The sequence below is a fragment of the Rathayibacter oskolensis genome (assembly GCF_900177245.1).
Classification (GTDB): domain Bacteria; phylum Actinomycetota; class Actinomycetes; order Actinomycetales; family Microbacteriaceae; genus Rathayibacter; species Rathayibacter oskolensis.
Genome location: NZ_FXBM01000001.1, coordinates 575,810 through 592,393 on the forward strand (window position 1 = coordinate 575,810; position 16,584 = coordinate 592,393).

A 16,584-nucleotide genomic window follows, 5' to 3' on the forward strand; every position below is an offset into this window, starting at 1 on the left:
TTTAGCCCAGTGCCGCTCGCGGAGCGGGCCGCCGAGGCCTCAGGGAGGCCCGCGAGAGGAGCCACTCCAGCGGCCCCTGCCCGACGAAGCGGCGCCAGAGGAGGGCGAAGGCGATCGAACCGAAGACGAACCCGGCGAGCAGCGTCCAGCTGCGCCAGGCCTCGAAGTCGAACGGCTCGTAGGGCACCAGGTAGACCGCGAGCGCGACGAGCTGGACGGAGTAGATCGTCAGCGGCATCGCTCCGACGGCGGCGATCGGAGCGGTGATCCGGCGCAGGAGCGGCACCCGCTCCGTGAGCGCGGTCAGGGAGCCGATCGCGATCGCGGCGACTCCGCCGGCGCCGAGGAGCTCGGCGGTGGTGCTCGAGTGCGCCTCGATGCTCTCGGGGCCGCCGAGCACGAGTCCGCCGCCGTAGCCGAGGACCACCCCGGCGAACCCACCGAGGACGAGCCAGCGCTGGGTCGTCCTCGAGCGGATGTCGCACCGGGCGATCAGGAGGCCGAGCACGACGTACGCGAGCCACGACGGGACCGGGTAGTACTGCGTGAGCCACGTCAGCGGCATCCGCGCGAGCAGGGCCTCCTCGGGAGGCAGCCGGGCCAGCCAGGCGGTGCCCGACAGGACGAGCTGGTCGACCACGACGGGTCCGATCACCGCGAAGACCACCACCAGCCCGGCGAGGGCCGCCCGCGGGAGGAACAGGAGCAGGGCGGCGACCGCGAACATCACTCCGTAGTGCGGGAGGATCACCGCGATCGGGGTGCCGAGCAGGGTCAGGGCGACTCCGATGACGAGCAGGTACAACCCCCGCAGGAGGATCGACCCGGTGTCGCGGAGCGGGTGCGACGAGCGCGACGCGCCTCCGGTCATCAGACCGATCGAGACACCGGCGAGCACGGCGAACAGCACGGAGCTGCGGCCGTCCCAGGGCATCTCCCTCCCGACCGGGGCGAGGTGCGCGGCGAACATGCCGAGGACGGCGAGGCCGCGGGCGACATCGAGGCCGGGGATGCGGGTCGGGGCGGAGGTCGTCACCCGTTCATCGTGGCAGGCCCTCCTGTGCTCTTCACCGCCGCATCGCCGCCGGGGCGCCGCTCGGGGAGGCCACTGCGACCGCGCGAACGACGACGGGCGCCCGACCCGGAGGTCGAGCGCCCGTCGGACGGAGCACGCCGTGCTACTCGCGGAAGATCGCCACGAGTCGCAGGATCTCGAGGTACATCCACACCACGGTGACCAGGATGCCGTAGGCGCCGGTCCAGCCGTAGATGCGCGGGGCGCGGTTGCGCACGCCCTGCTGGATGAACTCGAAGTCCATCACGAGCGAGTAGGTGGCCAGGGCGATGGCGATCAGGCCGATCACGATGCCGATGAAGCCGGTGCGAAGACCGAAGCCGCCGCCGACTCCGAAGAGGCCGAGGCCGAGGTTGACGAGCGAGAACACCGCGTAGCTGATCATGCCGATGAAGAAGATCTTGTTCAGCTTCGGCGAGGTGCGGATCTTGCCGTTCATGAACAGCGCCAGGGTGACGCCGATCACGATCACGGTGGCGAGGAGGGCCTGGACGACCGCACCCTCGTAGACGTTCTCGAAGATGCCCGAGATCGCTCCGACCGCGACGCCCTGGGTCGCGGCGTAGCCGAGGATCAGAGCGGGCGAGGGCACCTTCTTGAAGGCGTTGACGATGCCCAGCACGAGCGCGACGAGGACGGCCGGGAGCATCAGGGCGGGGACGAACCAGCCCACTGCCGCACCCGCGAGGAGCACGACGAAGGCGAGGGCCGTCTTCGCGAGGGTGTCCTCGACGGTCATCCGGTCGGTCTCGACCGAACTGGCGGCCGGACGGTTGTACATCTGGTCGAGCGCGTCGGGCGAGACGTCCGGGACGTCCTGCACGCGGCCGGCGTAGCCGCGGTTGCTGAACTCCGGGCGTCCGAACGCCGGATTGCTGCTTGCCATGGTTCCTCTTCTCTCAGGTGCGGGTCCCGACAGGACTCGCGATGCTGAGTCGGTGTGCGTACGGGAACCGGCGGCGCCCTCTCGGGACTGCCGACGGTGGATCTACAGTATCTGAGAACAGCTCTCAGAGTCTGTCTATTCCCCAAGAGCAACCCCCGTCCTCGCCTGGAATCGCGCGGCGCCGCCCGTAGGATCGCGGCATGTCAGCCCGCCCCTCTCCGCTCGTCATCGGCCATCGCGGAGCGAGCGGCTACCGGCCGGAGCACACCCGATCCGCCTACGACCTGGCACTCGCTCTGGGGGCCGACGCCCTCGAGCCCGATCTGGTGGCGACCCGCGACGGAGTCCTGGTGCTGAGGCACGAGAACGAGATCTCGGGAACCACCGACATCGAGCAAAGGCCCGAGTTCGCCGATCGGCGGACCACGAAGCGCATCGAGGGCCGCGACGTGACGGGGTGGTTCACCGAGGACTTCACCTGGAGCGAGCTGGCGCTCCTGCGCGCCCGAGAGCGCCTCCCCGCGGTCCGCCCGGCGAGCGCGACCTTCGACGGCCAGTTCCCGATGCTGCGCTTCAGCGAGCTGCTCGCTCTGCTCGACCGGGCCGCCGAGGAGTCGGACGGCGCGCCTCCGGGTCTCGTCGCCGAGATCAAGCACGCCGAGTACTTCGACTCGATCGGCCTCCCGCTCGACCTGCTGCTCGAGCAGGAGCTCGCGGCGGCCGGGTGGGCGCCGAGGGATCCGCGCCTGACGATCGAGAGCTTCGAGAAGACGGTGCTCGAGCGGCTCGCGGTGCGGGGGATCGGCTCGAGGAGGGTCTACCTGATCGAGTCGAGGGGGACGCCTCCCGATCTTGTCGCGGCGCACGGCTCGCGGGCGACCCCGTATGCCGAGTTCGTCACTCCGGCGGGCCTGCGCGGTCTCTCGGGCACGGTCGACGGCGTGAGCGTGGACAAGAGCATGCTCTTCTCGCGCGACGGCGCCGGGCGGGCGACCGGGACCAACTCGCTCGTGGCCGACGCCCACGCTGTCGGTCTGCAGGTCTACTGCTGGACGCTCCGCGCCGAGAACCGCTTCCTCGAGCGGGTGCACCGGCGGGGCAAGGACCCCGCGGCCTTCGGCGCCTGGCAGGACGAGTTCCGGGCCGTCCTCCGGACCGGCGTCGACGGCGTGTTCGCCGACCAGCCGGACCTCGTGCTCGAGATCCGCGCCGCCGAGAGCGAGGACCGGCCGGGCGCGTGAGCCCGCTGCGCACTCGCCGCCCCGACGAACGCGCGCCGTGCTGATCGGGTGCCGTTCGGCGCGTGCGGAGGAAACGGGGAGCCTGCGCTGACATCATCGGCCCGACTGCGCCGTCGGTGCAGGCCCTCGACCCCGCCGTCCGCCGAGAGGAGAACGCCCGTGAAGACCCGCGCCCGGATCACCCGCCGATGGATCACCTTCGCCGTCCTCGCGGCCGTGGGAGTGGCAGCGGTCTACTGGCTCGCCGTGCTCACGCCGCAGGGCCAGGCGGCCGAGAACTCGGGGCTCCGCGGTGCCGACCTCGTGTTCGGCCGCGCGACCGGCACCGCCGCAGGCGCGCTCGCCGACGTCACTCCGGTGTCGATGATCGGCGGGGCAGTGCTCGTCGCCGCGATCGCGCTGATCAGGAGGCGCCCCGCGCTCGCGCTCGCGTCCGTCGGCTCGATCGTGGTCACCGCCGCCCTGACGCAGCTGCTGAAGAACGTGGTGCTCGAGCGGCCCCTCCTGGTCGAGACCGACGCCTGGTACACCGGCGGGAGCTTCCCGAGCGGGCACACGGCCGCCGCGATCTCGGTGGTCTTCGCCCTGGCGATGGTCGTCCCGGCGCGGGGCAGGACGGTCGTCCTCGCGATCGGCGGCGCCGTGGTGGTGCTGGTCGGCAATCTGACCATGGCCGCCTCCTGGCACCGGGCGAGCGATGTGCTCGGAGCCGATCTCGTGGCCCTCGCCTCCGCGTCCCTGGCCTGCGCATGGCTCGCGGGCCGCGCCCAGGTGGGTCGCGCACCGAAGCGCTCGGCGCGGAGCCGCGTGAACCGCGTGCTCGTCGTCTGCTCGGTCGTCGTCGTCCTGGTGCTCGGTGCGCTCGCCGTCCAGGGGATCCAGTACTACCCGGACGACACGAAGGACCTGACGGCGTTCGCCCTGCTGCAGCTGCTCGCGGTGTCGACCTCGACGATCGCGGTCGTGGGCTTCGCGCTCGCCTGGCGCGGGCTCGACGTCGGCGGGCCGCTCACGGCGCCGGTCCCGCGCACGCGCACCGCCTGACTCCGGGCCCGGTGTCGGAGGGGCGATCTACACTCTCCAGTGACATGAGCTTCCTCTTCGATCCGAGCGACTCGCGCGCCACCCCGGTCGTCGTCGGCACCCCCGCGCGTCGCGACGACGACGCTCCGCGCACCGATCCCGCACACGAGAGGCTCGTCGCGGGCCTGAATCCGCAGCAGCGCGAGGCGGTCGAGTACCGGGGCGACGCGCTGCTCATCGTCGCGGGCGCAGGCTCGGGCAAGACGAGCGTGCTCACCCGGCGCATCGCGAGCCTGCTCGGCAACGGGGAGGCGTGGCCGAGCCAGATCCTCGCCATCACGTTCACCAACAAGGCCGCCGCCGAGATGCGCGAGCGCGTCGAGAAGCTCGTCGGGGCGAGCGCCGAGGGGATGTGGATCTCGACCTTCCACTCGGCGTGCGTGCGGATCCTGCGCCGCGAGGCCGAGAACTTCGGCATGACGTCGTCGTTCACGATCTACGACGCGGGCGACCAGCGGGCGCTGCTCAAGCGGATCGTCAAGGACCTCGAGGCCGACTCGCTCGGGATCACCGTCGCGAGCGCCTCCGCCAAGATCTCGAAGCTCAAGAACGAGCTGGCCGACGTCGACTCCTACGCGCGGACCGCCAACATGAGCGACCCCAACGAGGAGATGTTCCTCCAGGTCTTCCGCGCGTACTCCCGCGCGCTCGAGGGCGCCAACGCCTTCGACTTCGACGACCTCATCGCGCAGACCGTCTACCTCTTCCGCGCCTTCCCGCACGTCGCGGCCAAGTACCAGCGGCGGTTCCGCCACGTGCTCGTCGACGAGTACCAGGACACGAACCACGCCCAGTACTCGCTCATACACGAGCTGACCCGGCCGGTGCCGCGGGCGACGATGGACGCCGCGCAGTTCGACCGGCCCTACCGCGGCCCCGTGACGGCCGACGGCTCGATCCCCGGCGCCTCGCTGACGGTGGTGGGCGACTCCGACCAGTCGATCTACGCGTTCCGCGGGGCCGACATCCGCAACATCGTCGAGTTCGAGCGCGACTTCCCCGGCTGCCGCGTCATCCTGCTCGAGCAGAACTACCGCTCGACCCAGAACATCCTCTCGGCGGCCAACGCCGTCATCTCGAACAACTTCGACCGCCGGGCGAAGAACCTCTGGTCGGCCAGCGGCGACGGCGAGAAGATCATCGGCTACACGGGGTACTCGGGACACGACGAGGCCCAGTTCGTGGTCGACGAGATCGCCCGACTGCACGCCGCGGGCACGGGATACGACGAGATCGCCGTCTTCTACCGCACGAACGCGCAGACCCGTGCGCTCGAGGAGATCTTCATCCGCTCGGCGCTGCCCTACCGGATCCTCGGCGGCACGAAGTTCTACGAGCGCGCCGAGATCAAGGACGCGCTCGCCTACCTCATCACGGTCGCGAACCCGGCCGACGTGCTGGCCCTGCGGCGCATCATGAACACGCCCAAGCGGGGCATCGGCCCCGCGACGGAGGCGCAGCTGCAGTCGTTCGCCGACACCAACGGAGTCACGCTCCGCGAGGCGATGCGCAACGCCGGCTCGCTCGGCATGGGCCCCAAGGTGACCCGGGCGATCGTCGACCTGGCGACCCTCCTCGACGAGTGCGCGCTGATGCTCGACCCGTCGCGGCCGGAGGGCGAGGCGAAGGTGCACGAGGTGCTCTCCTCCCTCCTCACGCGCAGCGGCTACATCGACATGCTGCGTGCCAGCCGCGACCCGCAGGACGAGGCGCGGGCCGAGAACGTCGACGAGCTCATCGCCGTCATCAAGGAGTTCGCGCGCAACAACCCCGACGGCGGGCTCGTCGACTTCCTGACCGAGGTCTCGCTCGTCGCGGCGGCCGACGACCTCGACGACGACTCGGGGACCGTCTCGCTGATGACCCTGCACACCGCCAAGGGCCTCGAGTACGACGCCGTGTTCCTCACGGGCATCGAGGAGGATCTGCTGCCGCACCGCATCTCGGCGAACGAGCCGGGCGGCCCCGCCGAGGAGCGCCGGCTCTTCTACGTGGGCATCACCCGCGCGCGGAAGCGCCTCTACCTCTCGCTCGCGATGACCCGGGCGCAGTACGGCGAGACCTCGGTCGCGATGCCGAGCCGGTTCCTCCAGGAGATCCCGGGCGAGCTGATCCAGTGGCGGCAGTCGCCGGGGGCGGCGACGTCGCGCGGCGGGACGCAGCCGCGGGCGCTGAACGCGCAGCGGCCGGGATTCGGCAAGTCGCGCTCCAACGCCGAGTTCCGCGAGGCGCTCGCCGCGGCCCCCAAGGCGAAGGGCGAGTTCCCGAACCGGATCACCGGGATGGTCCGCGACAACGGCGATCTCGAGCTGATCGCCGGTGACCGCATCCGCCACACCGATTTCGGCGAGGGCCGCGTGAACGCGGTGACCGGTGAGGGCAGCAAGCGGGTCGCCCACGTGCTCTTCGACCAGGTCGGCGCCAAGAAGCTGCTGATCAAGGTCGCGCCGATCGAGAAGCTCTGAGTCCGTGGCGCTGCCGGCGGTGAGCGGTGAGGTCCGCGGTCCGCTCGCGGCTCGCCTCGCGACCGAGGCGTTCGCGCCGCCGGTGCTCGCCGTGGTCGTGCCGGTGATCGTCGGCGCGAGGGTCGCCGACCCTCCGCTGCTGGGCGTCGCCTGGGGAGCGCTCGCCGCTCTGTTCGTGGGCGTGCTGCCCTACCTCGTGATCCGGCTGCTGATGCGCGCGGGCCGGATCCGCGGCGACCATCACGTGCCCGACCGACGCGAGCGGGCCCTGCCCATCGGCCTCGCGCTGGTCTCCATCGCCGTCGGGCTGGTGCTGCTCGCCGCGCTCGGCGCGCCTCCCGCCGTCACTACCTTCGGCCTCGTGACCGTCGCGGTGGTGGTGGCCGTCGGAGTCGTCAACCTCGCCTGGAAGCTGTCGGGCCACGCGGCCGTCGTCGCGACCTGCGCCGTGGTGGTGCTGATCGCCTACGGACCGTGGTCGCTGCTCGTCACCGTGCCGATCGCGCTCTGGACCGGCTGGTCGCGCGTCCGTCTCGGTGCGCACACGCCCGCCCAGGTCGTCGCGGGCGGTCTCGTCGGCGCGGTGCTCGCCTCCGCGGTGTGGTCGCTGCTGGGCTGAGGGATCGCACGGGCGGTCGATCACGCCTCCCGAAGCCGTTCGCGGAGCGGATCAGTCGCAGGCGATGCCGTCTCCGTCGCGGTCGAGGTCGTAGACGTCGGAGCCGACGACGGTGACCGGTCCGCCCACGTAGGACGGGCCGTTCCCGGAGCCGCCCGCGCAGTCGACATCGGAGTCGATCGGGACGCAGGGGCCGGTGTAGTTGGGGTCGCACCCGGCGGCCGCAGCGGGGGCGGCGACGGGAGCCGGCGCCGGCGCCCTGGTGCCCACGCGGGTGACGTCGTCGATCGCCGCGGTGGTGACCGACTCCGACGTCTGCGAGCGCGAGACCTCGGCGCCGTCGTGCTTCACGATCTCGAACGTGCGGGTGAGCACCCCGTCGACGCCGGCCGCGAAGGTGCTGGTGCCCTGATCGGCGTTCGGGTCGTCCTCCGTGCGGGCGGCGCGCGGGATCACGGCTGTCTCGGTGACGGTCTCGGTGGTGACGACCACGGTCGGCGTCGGCGTCGGAGTGGCGGTGGGCGTCAGCACCGGGCGCGGAGTCTCGGCGGCGAGGGCGGCGACGGCTGTCGGCGCCTCCGGCGCGGGCTCGGCCGACGAGCAGGCGGAGACACTGAGCAGCAGACCGACCGCGAGGGCGCCCGCCGCTGCGAACGAGCGGCGACGGGAGCGGACGGAGCGCACGGCGGGGGAGGTGCGACGGTGCACGGGGAGAGGGATGGCGGTCTGCTTTCGTCGGAGAGTCGCCTCAGCATGAGCGCCCTCCGTCGGTTTCCCCTCCCCCCTTTCGGGGCCCCGGGTCGTCGGCCGAGCTCAGGAGTACTGCGCGACGAGCTCGCGCTTCAGGACCTTGCCGCTCGGGCCCAGGGGGAGCGCGTCGACGAACTCGATGCGGCGCGGGTACTTGAAGGCGGCGAGGTGCTCGTTCGCGTAGGCGATCAGGTCCTCCGCGCTCGCCGATCCCTTCAGCACCACGGCGGCCAGGATCTCCTGCCCGTGGGTCTCATGTGGCACCCCGAACACCGCCGCGTTCGCGACGGCGGGATGCCCGATCAGCACCTCCTCGACCTCCCGCGGGTACACGTTGTAGCCGTTGCGGATGATCATGTCCTTCGTGCGGTCGAGGATCCGGATGTAGTCCTCCTCGTCCTTCGTGCCGAGATCACCCGTGCGGAACCAGCCGTCGACGACCGCCTCCGCCGTCGCGGCCGGGTTGCCGAGGTACCCCTTCATCAGGTTGTGACCCCTGACCACGATCTCGCCGAGCTCCCCGCGGGGGAGCAGCTCGATGCGGTCGGTCACCTCCGCCCGCGCCACCTCGACCTCGACGCCCCAGATCGGAGTGCCGACCGTCCCCGCCCGGGGCGGGACGCCGACATGGTTGAACGTGGCGACCGGCGAGGTCTCGGTCAGGCCGTAGCCCTCGTAGATCTCGACGCCGAACACCTCGCGGAACCGCTCGATGACCGCGACGGGCAGCGCGGCGCCTCCCGAGACCGCGTAGCGCAGCGGCGGGCGGTCCTCCCGCCGGGTCGCGGCGTCGAGCAGCGCGACGTACATCGTCGGGACGCCCTCGAACACGGTGCAGCCGTGGGCGATCATCGCCTCGAGCGCCGCGTCGCCGTCGAACCGGGGCACGAGCACCACCGTCGCGGCGGTGCGGAACGCGGTGTTCATCGCGCAGACCTGGCCGAAGGTGTGGAAGAGCGGGAGCGCGCCCAGGACCACGTCGCCCTGGTGCAGATCGAAGGTGTTCATCAGCAGCACGTCCGACTGCGAGACGATCGCGAAGTGGGTCCCCTCCGCGCCCTTGGGCCGACCGGTGGTGCCGCTGGTGTAGAGGATCGTCGCGGTGTCGAACGGCGACCGGGGAACGTACCCGTCGATCGGAGCGGCCTCTGCCGCGAGATCCTCGAGCCGGACGAACGGGGTGCCGGCGTCGTCGGGCACCATCACGCTCAGCACCGGGACGTCGGCGAGAGCGGCACCGGCCGCGCCCTCGGCGAGCAGCGGCGCGGCGCAGACGAGGGCCTTCGCTCCGGAGTCGCGGAGCACGTAGGCGATCTCGTCGTGCTTGAGCAGGGCGTGCACCGGCACGACGACGGCACCGAGCGCGAGCACCGCGAAGTACCCGCGCGGGAAGTCGGGGACGTTCGGGATCAGCAGCGCGACCCGGTCGCCGGGGCCGATGCCCTGGCCGCGGAGTGCGCCCGCGTAGGCGCGGGTCTGGTCCCAGAGCGTGGCGTAGTCGAGTGCCAGCGGGCCGACGCGAACCGCGACGGTGTCGGGGGTGCGGCGTGCCGCCTCCGCGAGGATCGCCGCGACCGAGACCGTGCCGAACCCCGTCGAGTGCGGCGGTGCGGCGGGAGCCTCGGCGGATCGGGGTTCGGTGATGCTCATCGGGGCTCCAGTCGTCGTCGACCACCGCGGATGCGGTTCTCCACGGTAGATCCGGGGCGAGCGACGTTCAAGCGCCGCGCACCGGATGCTCAGCGTGTGAGCGAGCGGTGACGGAGGATGATCAGCGGCCCGGGGACGGTCAGCGCCAGGCTGTGGCTGACGGAGCCGAGCAGGAGCCGGAGGAAGGCGCCCCGTCCGTGGCTGCCCAGCACGAGCAGCCTGCTCGTCGCCGCCAGAGCTGTCAGGCGCTCCACCGGGTTGCCGCGGACGAGCAGCTGCCGCACCTCCAGGTCGGGGCAGGAGTCGCGCAGACCGACCAGGGACTCCGCGAGCACCAGGTTCTCGTCCTCCTCGATCGCGTCGATGACGATCCGCTCGACGGGGACCGAGTCGGCCCACGCGCCGGGGAGCTGCCAGGCGTGCAGCGCGAGGAGGGGCTCGCCCAGGCGGTCCGCCTCCACCGCGGCGAGGCGGATCGCGGCGAGCGAGACCTCCGACCCGTCGACTCCGACCGCGACCCCGACGCGCCCGCCGGCGCCGCTCGACGGGCCGGGGATCAGGGCGACGGCCGAGCGCGACGCCGCAGCGACCCGGACGGCGACCGGGGCGGTCACCACGCCTCCCCGGCGGGGGAGCGGCTGCGCGCCGAGCACGAGGAGGGCGTCGGCCGGTGCGGCGTCGGCGAGGAGGTGCACCGGGTCGCCCTCGAGCAGGCGCTCCCGGGTGCGCACCTCCGGGTACTCGGACGCGGCCAGGGAGCGGGCCTCCTCGAGCGCGGCGCCGGCGAGCCGCCGGTGCTCGGCGTCTGCGCCGGCCAGGCGGGCGCGGACCGGCTCGATCACCGTCACGAGGTCGACGGGCAGCCGATGCCCCCGCGCGTACTCCAGGCCCCAGCGCAGCGCGTCCGCGCTCCGATCCGAACCGCTGACTCCGACCACGACCGCGTCCATGGTGCGCCTCCTCATCGAGTGCCACGTACCCCTCCATCCTCCTCTTCCGAGCGGCCCAGCGGGAGTCTCGACGTACAGTCGGAGCATGGGTGACGACGGGCGGCGCTGGGGCGAGGCGGCGCTGTACACGGACGCCGTGCTGACGGCTCCGTTCGCTCTCGCCGTCATCGCCGAGGCGACCGGATCGCGCGTCGTGGGCGGGCGAACGGCCGACGCGCACGTACCCCTCTACAGCGGCCCGACCAGCGCCCGCGTCTCGGTGGCCGGCTTCGGCGACAGCGTGCCGATCACGGTCGACGTCCGCGACGAGCGCGGCCAGAAGGAGGCGCGCGCGGCGGCGCAGGCGCTCGGACTCGAGCTCGCGGCCTACGCGGGCTGGACGGTCACGCCCGGCTTCTGAGCGACTCGGCCCGCACGCGGGCGAGGTAGTAGCGGCTCGGCGCCGTCCGGACGGCCGTGGGCAGCAGGCGGTAGACCGCGAAGGTGCGGGAGAGCGCTCGCGCGAACCGCGCCTCCTGCAGCGGCGACCAGCGGAAGCCGAAGCCGGCGCGGACGCCCGGGGGCAGGAGCCCGGCGGTCATCAGGCGGAGGTAGGGGCCGAGCGGGCGGAGCCACCAGGCCGCGATGCCGCCGCCGAGCAGGTCGCGCGCGACCCGCCTCGCCGCCGGTGTGACCTCGAGTCGCGCGACCTCCGCCTCCCAGTAGGAGTCGAACGCCGCGCGGGAGGACGGCCACATCGCCTCCGGCATCTGCAGGGCCGTGCCGACGACGCGCGAGCGGTGCACGATCTCGTCGGCCTCGTCAGCGCTCAACGCGCCGAACGCCCCCTCGTAGAGCTGGAGCATCGACTGCGTGATCGTCGCGGCGACCCAGCGCTGCAGCTCCGGGTCGAACGCGGTGTAGCCCGGGCCCCTGACGGGAGCGTGCGCGCGGTTCACCCGCCGCCGCACGGCCCGGACGTCGTCTTCGGAGCCGTACTGCAGGGCGTAGAGGTAGGAGAGCGTCCCGTGCAGTCGTCCGATCGCCCGGTGGACGAAGTCGGAGTGCTCGGCGACGCCCGAGCCGACCGCCGGATGAGCGACCTGCAGGAGGATCGCACGGGCGCCGGCGACGAGGAAGACGCCCTCGCGGAAGACGTCCCGATCGGCGGGCGTCGTGGTCGCGGCGGACGGTCGGGCGGAGGGCACGATTCCACGCTACGCGGCACGGGAAGCGCTCCGCACACGCGGAGTAGACTCGGCGCGGCCCAGGACAGTGCCGACTCCGGCGCGCGGGCCACTTCGGACTCGAAACGCAAGCGCGCTCGGCGCGGAATGGGAATGCAGCGTGGATCTCTTCGAATACCAGGCCCGTGATCTGTTCGAGAAGTACGGCGTCCCCGTGCTCCCGGGCATCGTCGCCGACACGCCCGAGGAGGTGCGCGCCGCCGCCGAGAAGCTGGGCGGCGTCACCGTCGTCAAGGCGCAGGTGAAGATCGGCGGCCGCGGCAAGGCCGGCGGAGTGAAGGTCGCGAAGACCGCCGACGACGCCTTCGCGGCGGCGCAGTCGATCCTCGGTCTCGACATCAAGGGCCACGTCGTCAAGCGCGTCATGGTCGCCGGCGGCGCCCGCATCGACCGCGAGTTCTACTTCTCGGTCCTGCTCGACCGGGCGAACCGCTCCTACCTCTCGCTCACCTCCTACGAGGGCGGCATGGAGATCGAGCAGCTCGCCGTCGAGCGCCCCGAGGCTCTCGCCCGCGTCGAGGTCGTCCCCGGTCAGGGCATCGACCTCGCCAAGGCCGAGGAGATCGCGCGTGCCGCGAAGTTCCCGGAGGAGCTGATCGCCAAGGTCGCCCCGGTGCTGGTCACGCTCTACGACGTCTACACCGGCGAGGACGCGACCCTCGTCGAGGTGAACCCGCTGGTCCTCACCGAGGAGGGCGACATCGTCGCGCTCGACGGCAAGGTCTCGATCGACGAGAACGCCGGCTTCCGCCACCCCGAGCACGCCGCGCTCGAGGACAAGGACGCCGCCGATCCGCTCGAGGCGAAGGCCAAGGAGAACGACCTCAACTACGTGAAGCTCGACGGCGAGGTCGGCATCATCGGCAACGGCGCAGGTCTCGTCATGTCTACCCTCGACGTCGTCGCCTACGCCGGTGAGAAGCACAACGGAGTGAAGCCGGCGAACTTCCTCGACATCGGCGGCGGAGCCTCCGCCCAGGTGATGGCGAACGGCCTCGACGTGATCCTCGGCGACGAGCAGGTCAAGAGCGTCTTCGTCAACGTCTTCGGAGGCATCACCGCCTGCGACGCGGTCGCCAACGGCATCCTCCAGGCCCTCGAGATCCTCGGCGACTCGGCGACCAAGCCGCTCGTCGTCCGCCTCGACGGCAACAAGGTCGAGGAGGGCCGCGCGATCCTCGAGGCCGCCGCCAACCCGCTCATCACCCTGGCCGCGACGATGGACGAGGGCGCCGACAAGGCCGCCGCACTCGCCGCCGCGTAACGATCCCGACGACTCAAGGAATCAGAGAACAAGCATGTCGATCTTCCTCACCAAGGACTCCAAGGTCATCGTCCAGGGCATCACCGGCGGCGAGGGCACCAAGCACACCGCACTGATGCTCAAGGCCGGCACGAACGTCGTCGGAGGCGTGAACGCGCGCAAGGCGGGCACGACCGTCACCCACGGCGACGTGGAGCTGCCCGTCTTCGGCACCGTCAAGGAGGCCATCGAGGCCACCGGCGCCGACGTCTCCATCGCGTTCGTCCCGCCCGCCTTCTCGAAGGACGCCGTTATCGAGGCGATCGACGCCGAGATCGGCCTCCTCGTCGTGATCACCGAGGGCATCCCCGTGCAGGACTCGGCCGAGTTCTGGGCCTACGCGCAGGAGAAGGGCAACAAGACCCGCATCATCGGGCCGAACTGCCCGGGCATCATCACGCCAGGCGAGTCGCTCGTCGGCATCACCCCGGCGACGATCACCGGCAAGGGCCCGATCGGTCTCGTGTCGAAGTCGGGCACCCTGACCTACCAGATGATGTACGAGCTGCGCGATCTGGGCTTCTCGACCGCGATCGGCATCGGCGGTGACCCGATCATCGGCACCACGCACATCGACGCGCTCGCCGCGTTCGAGGCCGACCCCGAGACGAAGGCCATCGTGATGATCGGCGAGATCGGCGGAGACGCCGAGGAGCGCGCCGCCGACTTCATCAAGGCGAACGTCACCAAGCCGGTCGTCGGCTACGTCGCGGGCTTCACCGCTCCCGAGGGCAAGACCATGGGCCACGCCGGCGCCATCGTCTCGGGCTCGGCCGGCACGGCGCAGGCCAAGAAGGAGGCCCTCGAGGCCGCCGGCGTGAAGGTCGGCAAGACCCCGTCCGAGACGGCCGACCTGCTGCGCGAGGTCTACGCCGCCCTCTAGCCGTCTCGAGGAGCGGACGGGATCGCGCCCACCGGCGCCGGTCTCGTCCGCTCTTCGTCTTTCAGCGCAGTGGTGCCCGCGGATCCCGGCGGTGCCGGATCGCGGTTCGCGAGCGGGGCGGCGCGGTAGCGTCGGAGGGGTGACCCGCCGCCTCGGACTCGACTTCCTCACCTTCGTGCCCTACCCGGAGGGGCCCGAGCGGCCCGGCGATGCCGCGCGCAGTCTCGAGGACGGCCTCGCGCTCTTCGAGTTCGCCGAGGAGCTCGGCTACGACACCGGCTGGGTGCGCGTGCGCCACTTCGAGCGCTTCCTGGCCTCGCCGATGACCTTCTTCGCCGCCGCCTCGCAGCGCACGCGCCGTCTCCGCCTGGGAACCGCGGTGATCGGCGTCCGCTACGAGTCGCCGATCCGCCTCGCCGAGGACGCGGCGACCGTCGACCTGCTCTCGGGCGGCCGGCTCGACCTCGGAGTGAGCAGCGGTTTCGCACACCTCTCCTCCGTCTTCGACGGCGTGTTCGGCCAAGCCGACCGCGAGTTCCGGGCCGAGGCGCAGGAGCGGATCGCGCGCCTCCGCGACGCTCTCACCGGCGCCACTCTCGGCATCGCCGAGTCGGCGCTGATGTCGGTACCGGTCGGCGCCCCGCTGATCCAGCAGCCGCACGCTCCCGGGCTCGCCGACCGCCTCTGGTACGGCGCGGGCACGGTCGCCTCGGCGGTCCGCGCGGGCGAGCAGGGGATGCACCTCCAGGTCTCCACCCTCAACACGGAGGAGACGGGTCTGCCGTTCGCCCAGCAGCAGGCCGCGCAGATCCGCGCCTACCGCGAGGCGTTCGCCGCGGCGCACCCCGACCGCACGTCGCGAGTGACCGCGGGGCGCATCGTCCTCCCGCTGCTCGATGCGGCCGATGAGGAGGCGCACCGTCCGTTCATCGACGGCTACCTCGCGAGGATGGACGACGACGGGCGCCCGCGCACCGCCGACCGGTCGATCATCGCGGCGCCGATGCGCTTCAGCCCGCTCCACTCCGGCACCGCGGACGAGATCGTCGCGTCGCTCACGGCCGACCCCGCTGTGGCGGAGGCCGACTCCCTCACGATCACGCTCCCCGCGGTCGGCGGTGTCGAGTCGCACCGCCGCATCCTCCGGGCGGTCGCAGACGACATCGCGCCGCGGCTCGGATGGACGCCGCAGCGCTAGCCGCTCAGCGCTCCTGCCGGCGCGCGAGCACGAGCCAGAGCGGGCGCTGCAGGGTGAGCAGCAGGAGCCACCACAGCCCGACGGACGGCACCAGGAGCGCGAGCACGAGCGCAAGGGCGAGCAGCCCGAACGGGACCGATGGCCGGCTCAGCCGCACCCGGCCGGCTCCCGCCCGCATCAGCCCGGGCCGCCGCAGCAGATGCCACTCGATCAGCACCAGAGTGCCGCTCATCACCACCATCGTCCCGATGTAGAGACCGATGGTCGCCCGGGAGTCGGGCAGCTGGGCGAGCGCACTCGTGGTGAAGGGGAAGAACGCGACCGAGGCGAGCCAGAGCAGGTCCAGCCACACCAGGCCGGCGTCGTAGTCGCCCGCGAGCTCGAACACGCGGTGGTGGGGCACCCAGAACACGGCGATGAGGGTGAACGAGAGCCCGAACGCGAGCAGCGAGTCGCGGTGCTGGTCGAGGACATCGGCGACGCCTCCGCCCTCCCGCCCGATCTCGGGGGCGACCTCGACCAGCGGCAGCACGAGGATCGTGATCGCGATGGCGACGGTGGCGTCCGAGAAGTTGACGATCCGGTCGAGTCCGCGGCTCGTCCGGGTCCGCCGCCGGGGCTCGGGGGAGCGGCCGCGGTGCACCAGGCGCTCGATCGGACCGGCCAGCAGGAGCAGCAGCAGCCAGAACATGTTGACGGCCGGCACGGTCACGGCGAGGACGAGGGCGAGGAGGAGGAGGCCGATGACGACGAGGGAACGGGACGACGAGCGCAGCGGATCGACTCCCGGAGCGAGCAGCTCGGGGTCACGGCGCAGGATCAGCTGCATCGAGAGGGTCGCGGCGCTCGCGACGATCATGGTGCCGATGTAGAGGGCGAAGACCGACGGATCCGTCACGAACACGTTCGAGAGCAGGTTCGCCGCGAACGGGAGCAGCACGATCGCCGCCAGCCAGACGAAGTTCACGGTCACGAGAGCCGTGGAGTAGCGCTCGACGCCCTCGAAGACGGCGTGATGGACGAGCCACAGGCGGCCGATCACGGCGAAGGTGATGAAGAAGGCCGAGAGCGTCCCTCCGTGCGCCGCGAGGAGCGAGCCGAGATCGGAGAAGCCGCCCTGCTCGACCACGTCGACGAGCGGCAGCACCAGGAAGGTGATCGCGATCGCCACCGTGGCGTCGGTGAAGTTCACGAGCCGGTCGAGTCCGCGCTCGGTCCGCCAGCCGCCAGCCGTCCCCGTCACGCAACGACCCTA

15 protein-coding genes are annotated in these 16,584 nt (G+C 71.8%); 8 read left to right on the plus strand and 7 right to left on the minus strand.

The features are described 5' to 3' along the window. Position 1 precedes the first annotated feature (1 nt). A complete protein-coding gene (locus B9Y99_RS02900; RefSeq protein WP_085475080.1) occupies positions 2–1,036 on the minus strand; it encodes a DUF418 domain-containing protein in 1,035 nt (344 codons plus the stop codon). A 142-nt stretch (positions 1,037–1,178) separates the two neighbouring features. Beyond that, positions 1,179–1,961, minus strand: coding sequence for a Bax inhibitor-1/YccA family protein (locus B9Y99_RS02905; protein ID WP_085475081.1), 783 nt, complete (start codon positions 1,959–1,961; stop codon positions 1,179–1,181). Between the two features lie 200 nt (positions 1,962–2,161). On the opposite strand from B9Y99_RS02905, the gene B9Y99_RS02910 reads away from it, so the two are divergent. The 4 genes from B9Y99_RS02910 (at position 2,162) to B9Y99_RS02925 (ending at position 7,369) form a co-directional block, all read left to right on the plus strand. After that, positions 2,162–3,202, plus strand: a complete 1,041-nt coding sequence (locus tag B9Y99_RS02910; protein WP_085475082.1) for a glycerophosphodiester phosphodiesterase family protein — start codon at positions 2,162–2,164, stop codon at positions 3,200–3,202. Positions 3,203–3,361: 159 nt separating this feature from the next. Beyond that, a complete protein-coding gene (locus B9Y99_RS02915) occupies positions 3,362–4,246 on the plus strand; it encodes a phosphatase PAP2 family protein (protein ID WP_085475083.1) in 885 nt (294 codons plus the stop codon). 44 nt (positions 4,247–4,290) lie between these two features. Then, positions 4,291–6,750: an ATP-dependent helicase gene (locus B9Y99_RS02920; RefSeq protein ID WP_085475084.1), complete on the plus strand. Its 2,460-nt coding sequence runs from the start codon at positions 4,291–4,293 to the stop codon at positions 6,748–6,750. 4 nt (positions 6,751–6,754) lie between these two features. Beyond that, positions 6,755–7,369 (plus strand): phosphatase PAP2 family protein, encoded by a 615-nt coding sequence (locus B9Y99_RS02925; protein ID WP_085475085.1) that lies wholly within the window; start codon positions 6,755–6,757, stop codon positions 7,367–7,369. 51 nt (positions 7,370–7,420) lie between these two features. On the opposite strand, the gene B9Y99_RS02930 is transcribed toward B9Y99_RS02925, so the two are convergent. From B9Y99_RS02930 to B9Y99_RS02940, 3 genes are all read right to left on the minus strand, one after another. Continuing rightward, complete coding sequence (locus tag B9Y99_RS02930) at positions 7,421–8,077, minus strand: G5 domain-containing protein (RefSeq protein ID WP_165759516.1); 657 nt, start codon at positions 8,075–8,077, stop codon at positions 7,421–7,423. 105 nt (positions 8,078–8,182) lie between these two features. Then, positions 8,183–9,769 (minus strand): long-chain-fatty-acid--CoA ligase, encoded by a 1,587-nt coding sequence (locus B9Y99_RS02935; protein WP_085475087.1) that lies wholly within the window; start codon positions 9,767–9,769, stop codon positions 8,183–8,185. Positions 9,770–9,858: 89 nt separating this feature from the next. Continuing rightward, complete coding sequence (locus tag B9Y99_RS02940) at positions 9,859–10,719, minus strand: universal stress protein (protein WP_165759517.1); 861 nt, start codon at positions 10,717–10,719, stop codon at positions 9,859–9,861. A gap of 85 nt (positions 10,720–10,804) precedes the next feature. On the opposite strand from B9Y99_RS02940, the gene B9Y99_RS02945 reads away from it, so the two are divergent. Next, positions 10,805–11,119: a hypothetical protein gene (locus B9Y99_RS02945; protein ID WP_165759518.1), complete on the plus strand. Its 315-nt coding sequence runs from the start codon at positions 10,805–10,807 to the stop codon at positions 11,117–11,119. Here the strand turns inward: B9Y99_RS02945 and B9Y99_RS02950 are convergent. Further along, positions 11,103–11,906, minus strand: a complete 804-nt coding sequence (locus B9Y99_RS02950) for an oxygenase MpaB family protein (protein ID WP_085475090.1) — start codon at positions 11,904–11,906, stop codon at positions 11,103–11,105. The genes B9Y99_RS02945 and B9Y99_RS02950 overlap by 17 nt on opposite strands. A 139-nt stretch (positions 11,907–12,045) precedes the next feature. Between B9Y99_RS02950 and sucC the strand changes: the two genes are divergently transcribed. From sucC to B9Y99_RS02965, 3 genes are all read left to right on the plus strand, one after another. Then, positions 12,046–13,209: an ADP-forming succinate--CoA ligase subunit beta gene (gene sucC, locus B9Y99_RS02955; protein WP_085475091.1), complete on the plus strand. Its 1,164-nt coding sequence runs from the start codon at positions 12,046–12,048 to the stop codon at positions 13,207–13,209. 34 nt (positions 13,210–13,243) lie between these two features. Beyond that, positions 13,244–14,131 (plus strand): succinate--CoA ligase subunit alpha, encoded by an 888-nt coding sequence (gene sucD, locus B9Y99_RS02960; RefSeq protein ID WP_085475092.1) that lies wholly within the window; start codon positions 13,244–13,246, stop codon positions 14,129–14,131. A gap of 139 nt (positions 14,132–14,270) precedes the next feature. Beyond that, the gene (locus B9Y99_RS02965; protein WP_165759519.1) at positions 14,271–15,329 is read left to right on the plus strand and encodes an LLM class flavin-dependent oxidoreductase; all 1,059 of its coding nucleotides are present in this window, start codon (positions 14,271–14,273) and stop codon (positions 15,327–15,329) included. A gap of 4 nt (positions 15,330–15,333) precedes the next feature. Here the strand turns inward: B9Y99_RS02965 and B9Y99_RS02970 are convergent, their stop codons facing one another. Continuing rightward, positions 15,334–16,572, minus strand: a complete 1,239-nt coding sequence (locus tag B9Y99_RS02970; RefSeq protein ID WP_085475094.1) for a TMEM175 family protein — start codon at positions 16,570–16,572, stop codon at positions 15,334–15,336. Positions 16,573–16,584: the final 12 nt, after the last annotated feature.

Bases quoted from the DNA above. Each gene is read 5' to 3' on its own strand.
- B9Y99_RS02910 (WP_085475082.1), top strand. From the start codon at position 2,162: ATGTCAGCCCGCCCCTCTCCGCTCGTCATCGGCCATCGCGGAGCGAGC.
- B9Y99_RS02905 (WP_085475081.1), bottom strand. From the start codon at position 1,961: ATGGCAAGCAGCAATCCGGCGTTCGGACGCCCGGAGTTCAGCAACCGC.
- B9Y99_RS02945 (WP_165759518.1), top strand. From the start codon at position 10,805: ATGGGTGACGACGGGCGGCGCTGGGGCGAGGCGGCGCTGTACACGGAC.
- B9Y99_RS02940 (WP_165759517.1), bottom strand. From the start codon at position 10,719: ATGGACGCGGTCGTGGTCGGAGTCAGCGGTTCGGATCGGAGCGCGGAC.
- B9Y99_RS02920 (WP_085475084.1), top strand. From the start codon at position 4,291: ATGAGCTTCCTCTTCGATCCGAGCGACTCGCGCGCCACCCCGGTCGTC.
- B9Y99_RS02935 (WP_085475087.1), bottom strand. From the start codon at position 9,769: ATGAGCATCACCGAACCCCGATCCGCCGAGGCTCCCGCCGCACCGCCG.
- sucD (WP_085475092.1), top strand. From the start codon at position 13,244: ATGTCGATCTTCCTCACCAAGGACTCCAAGGTCATCGTCCAGGGCATC.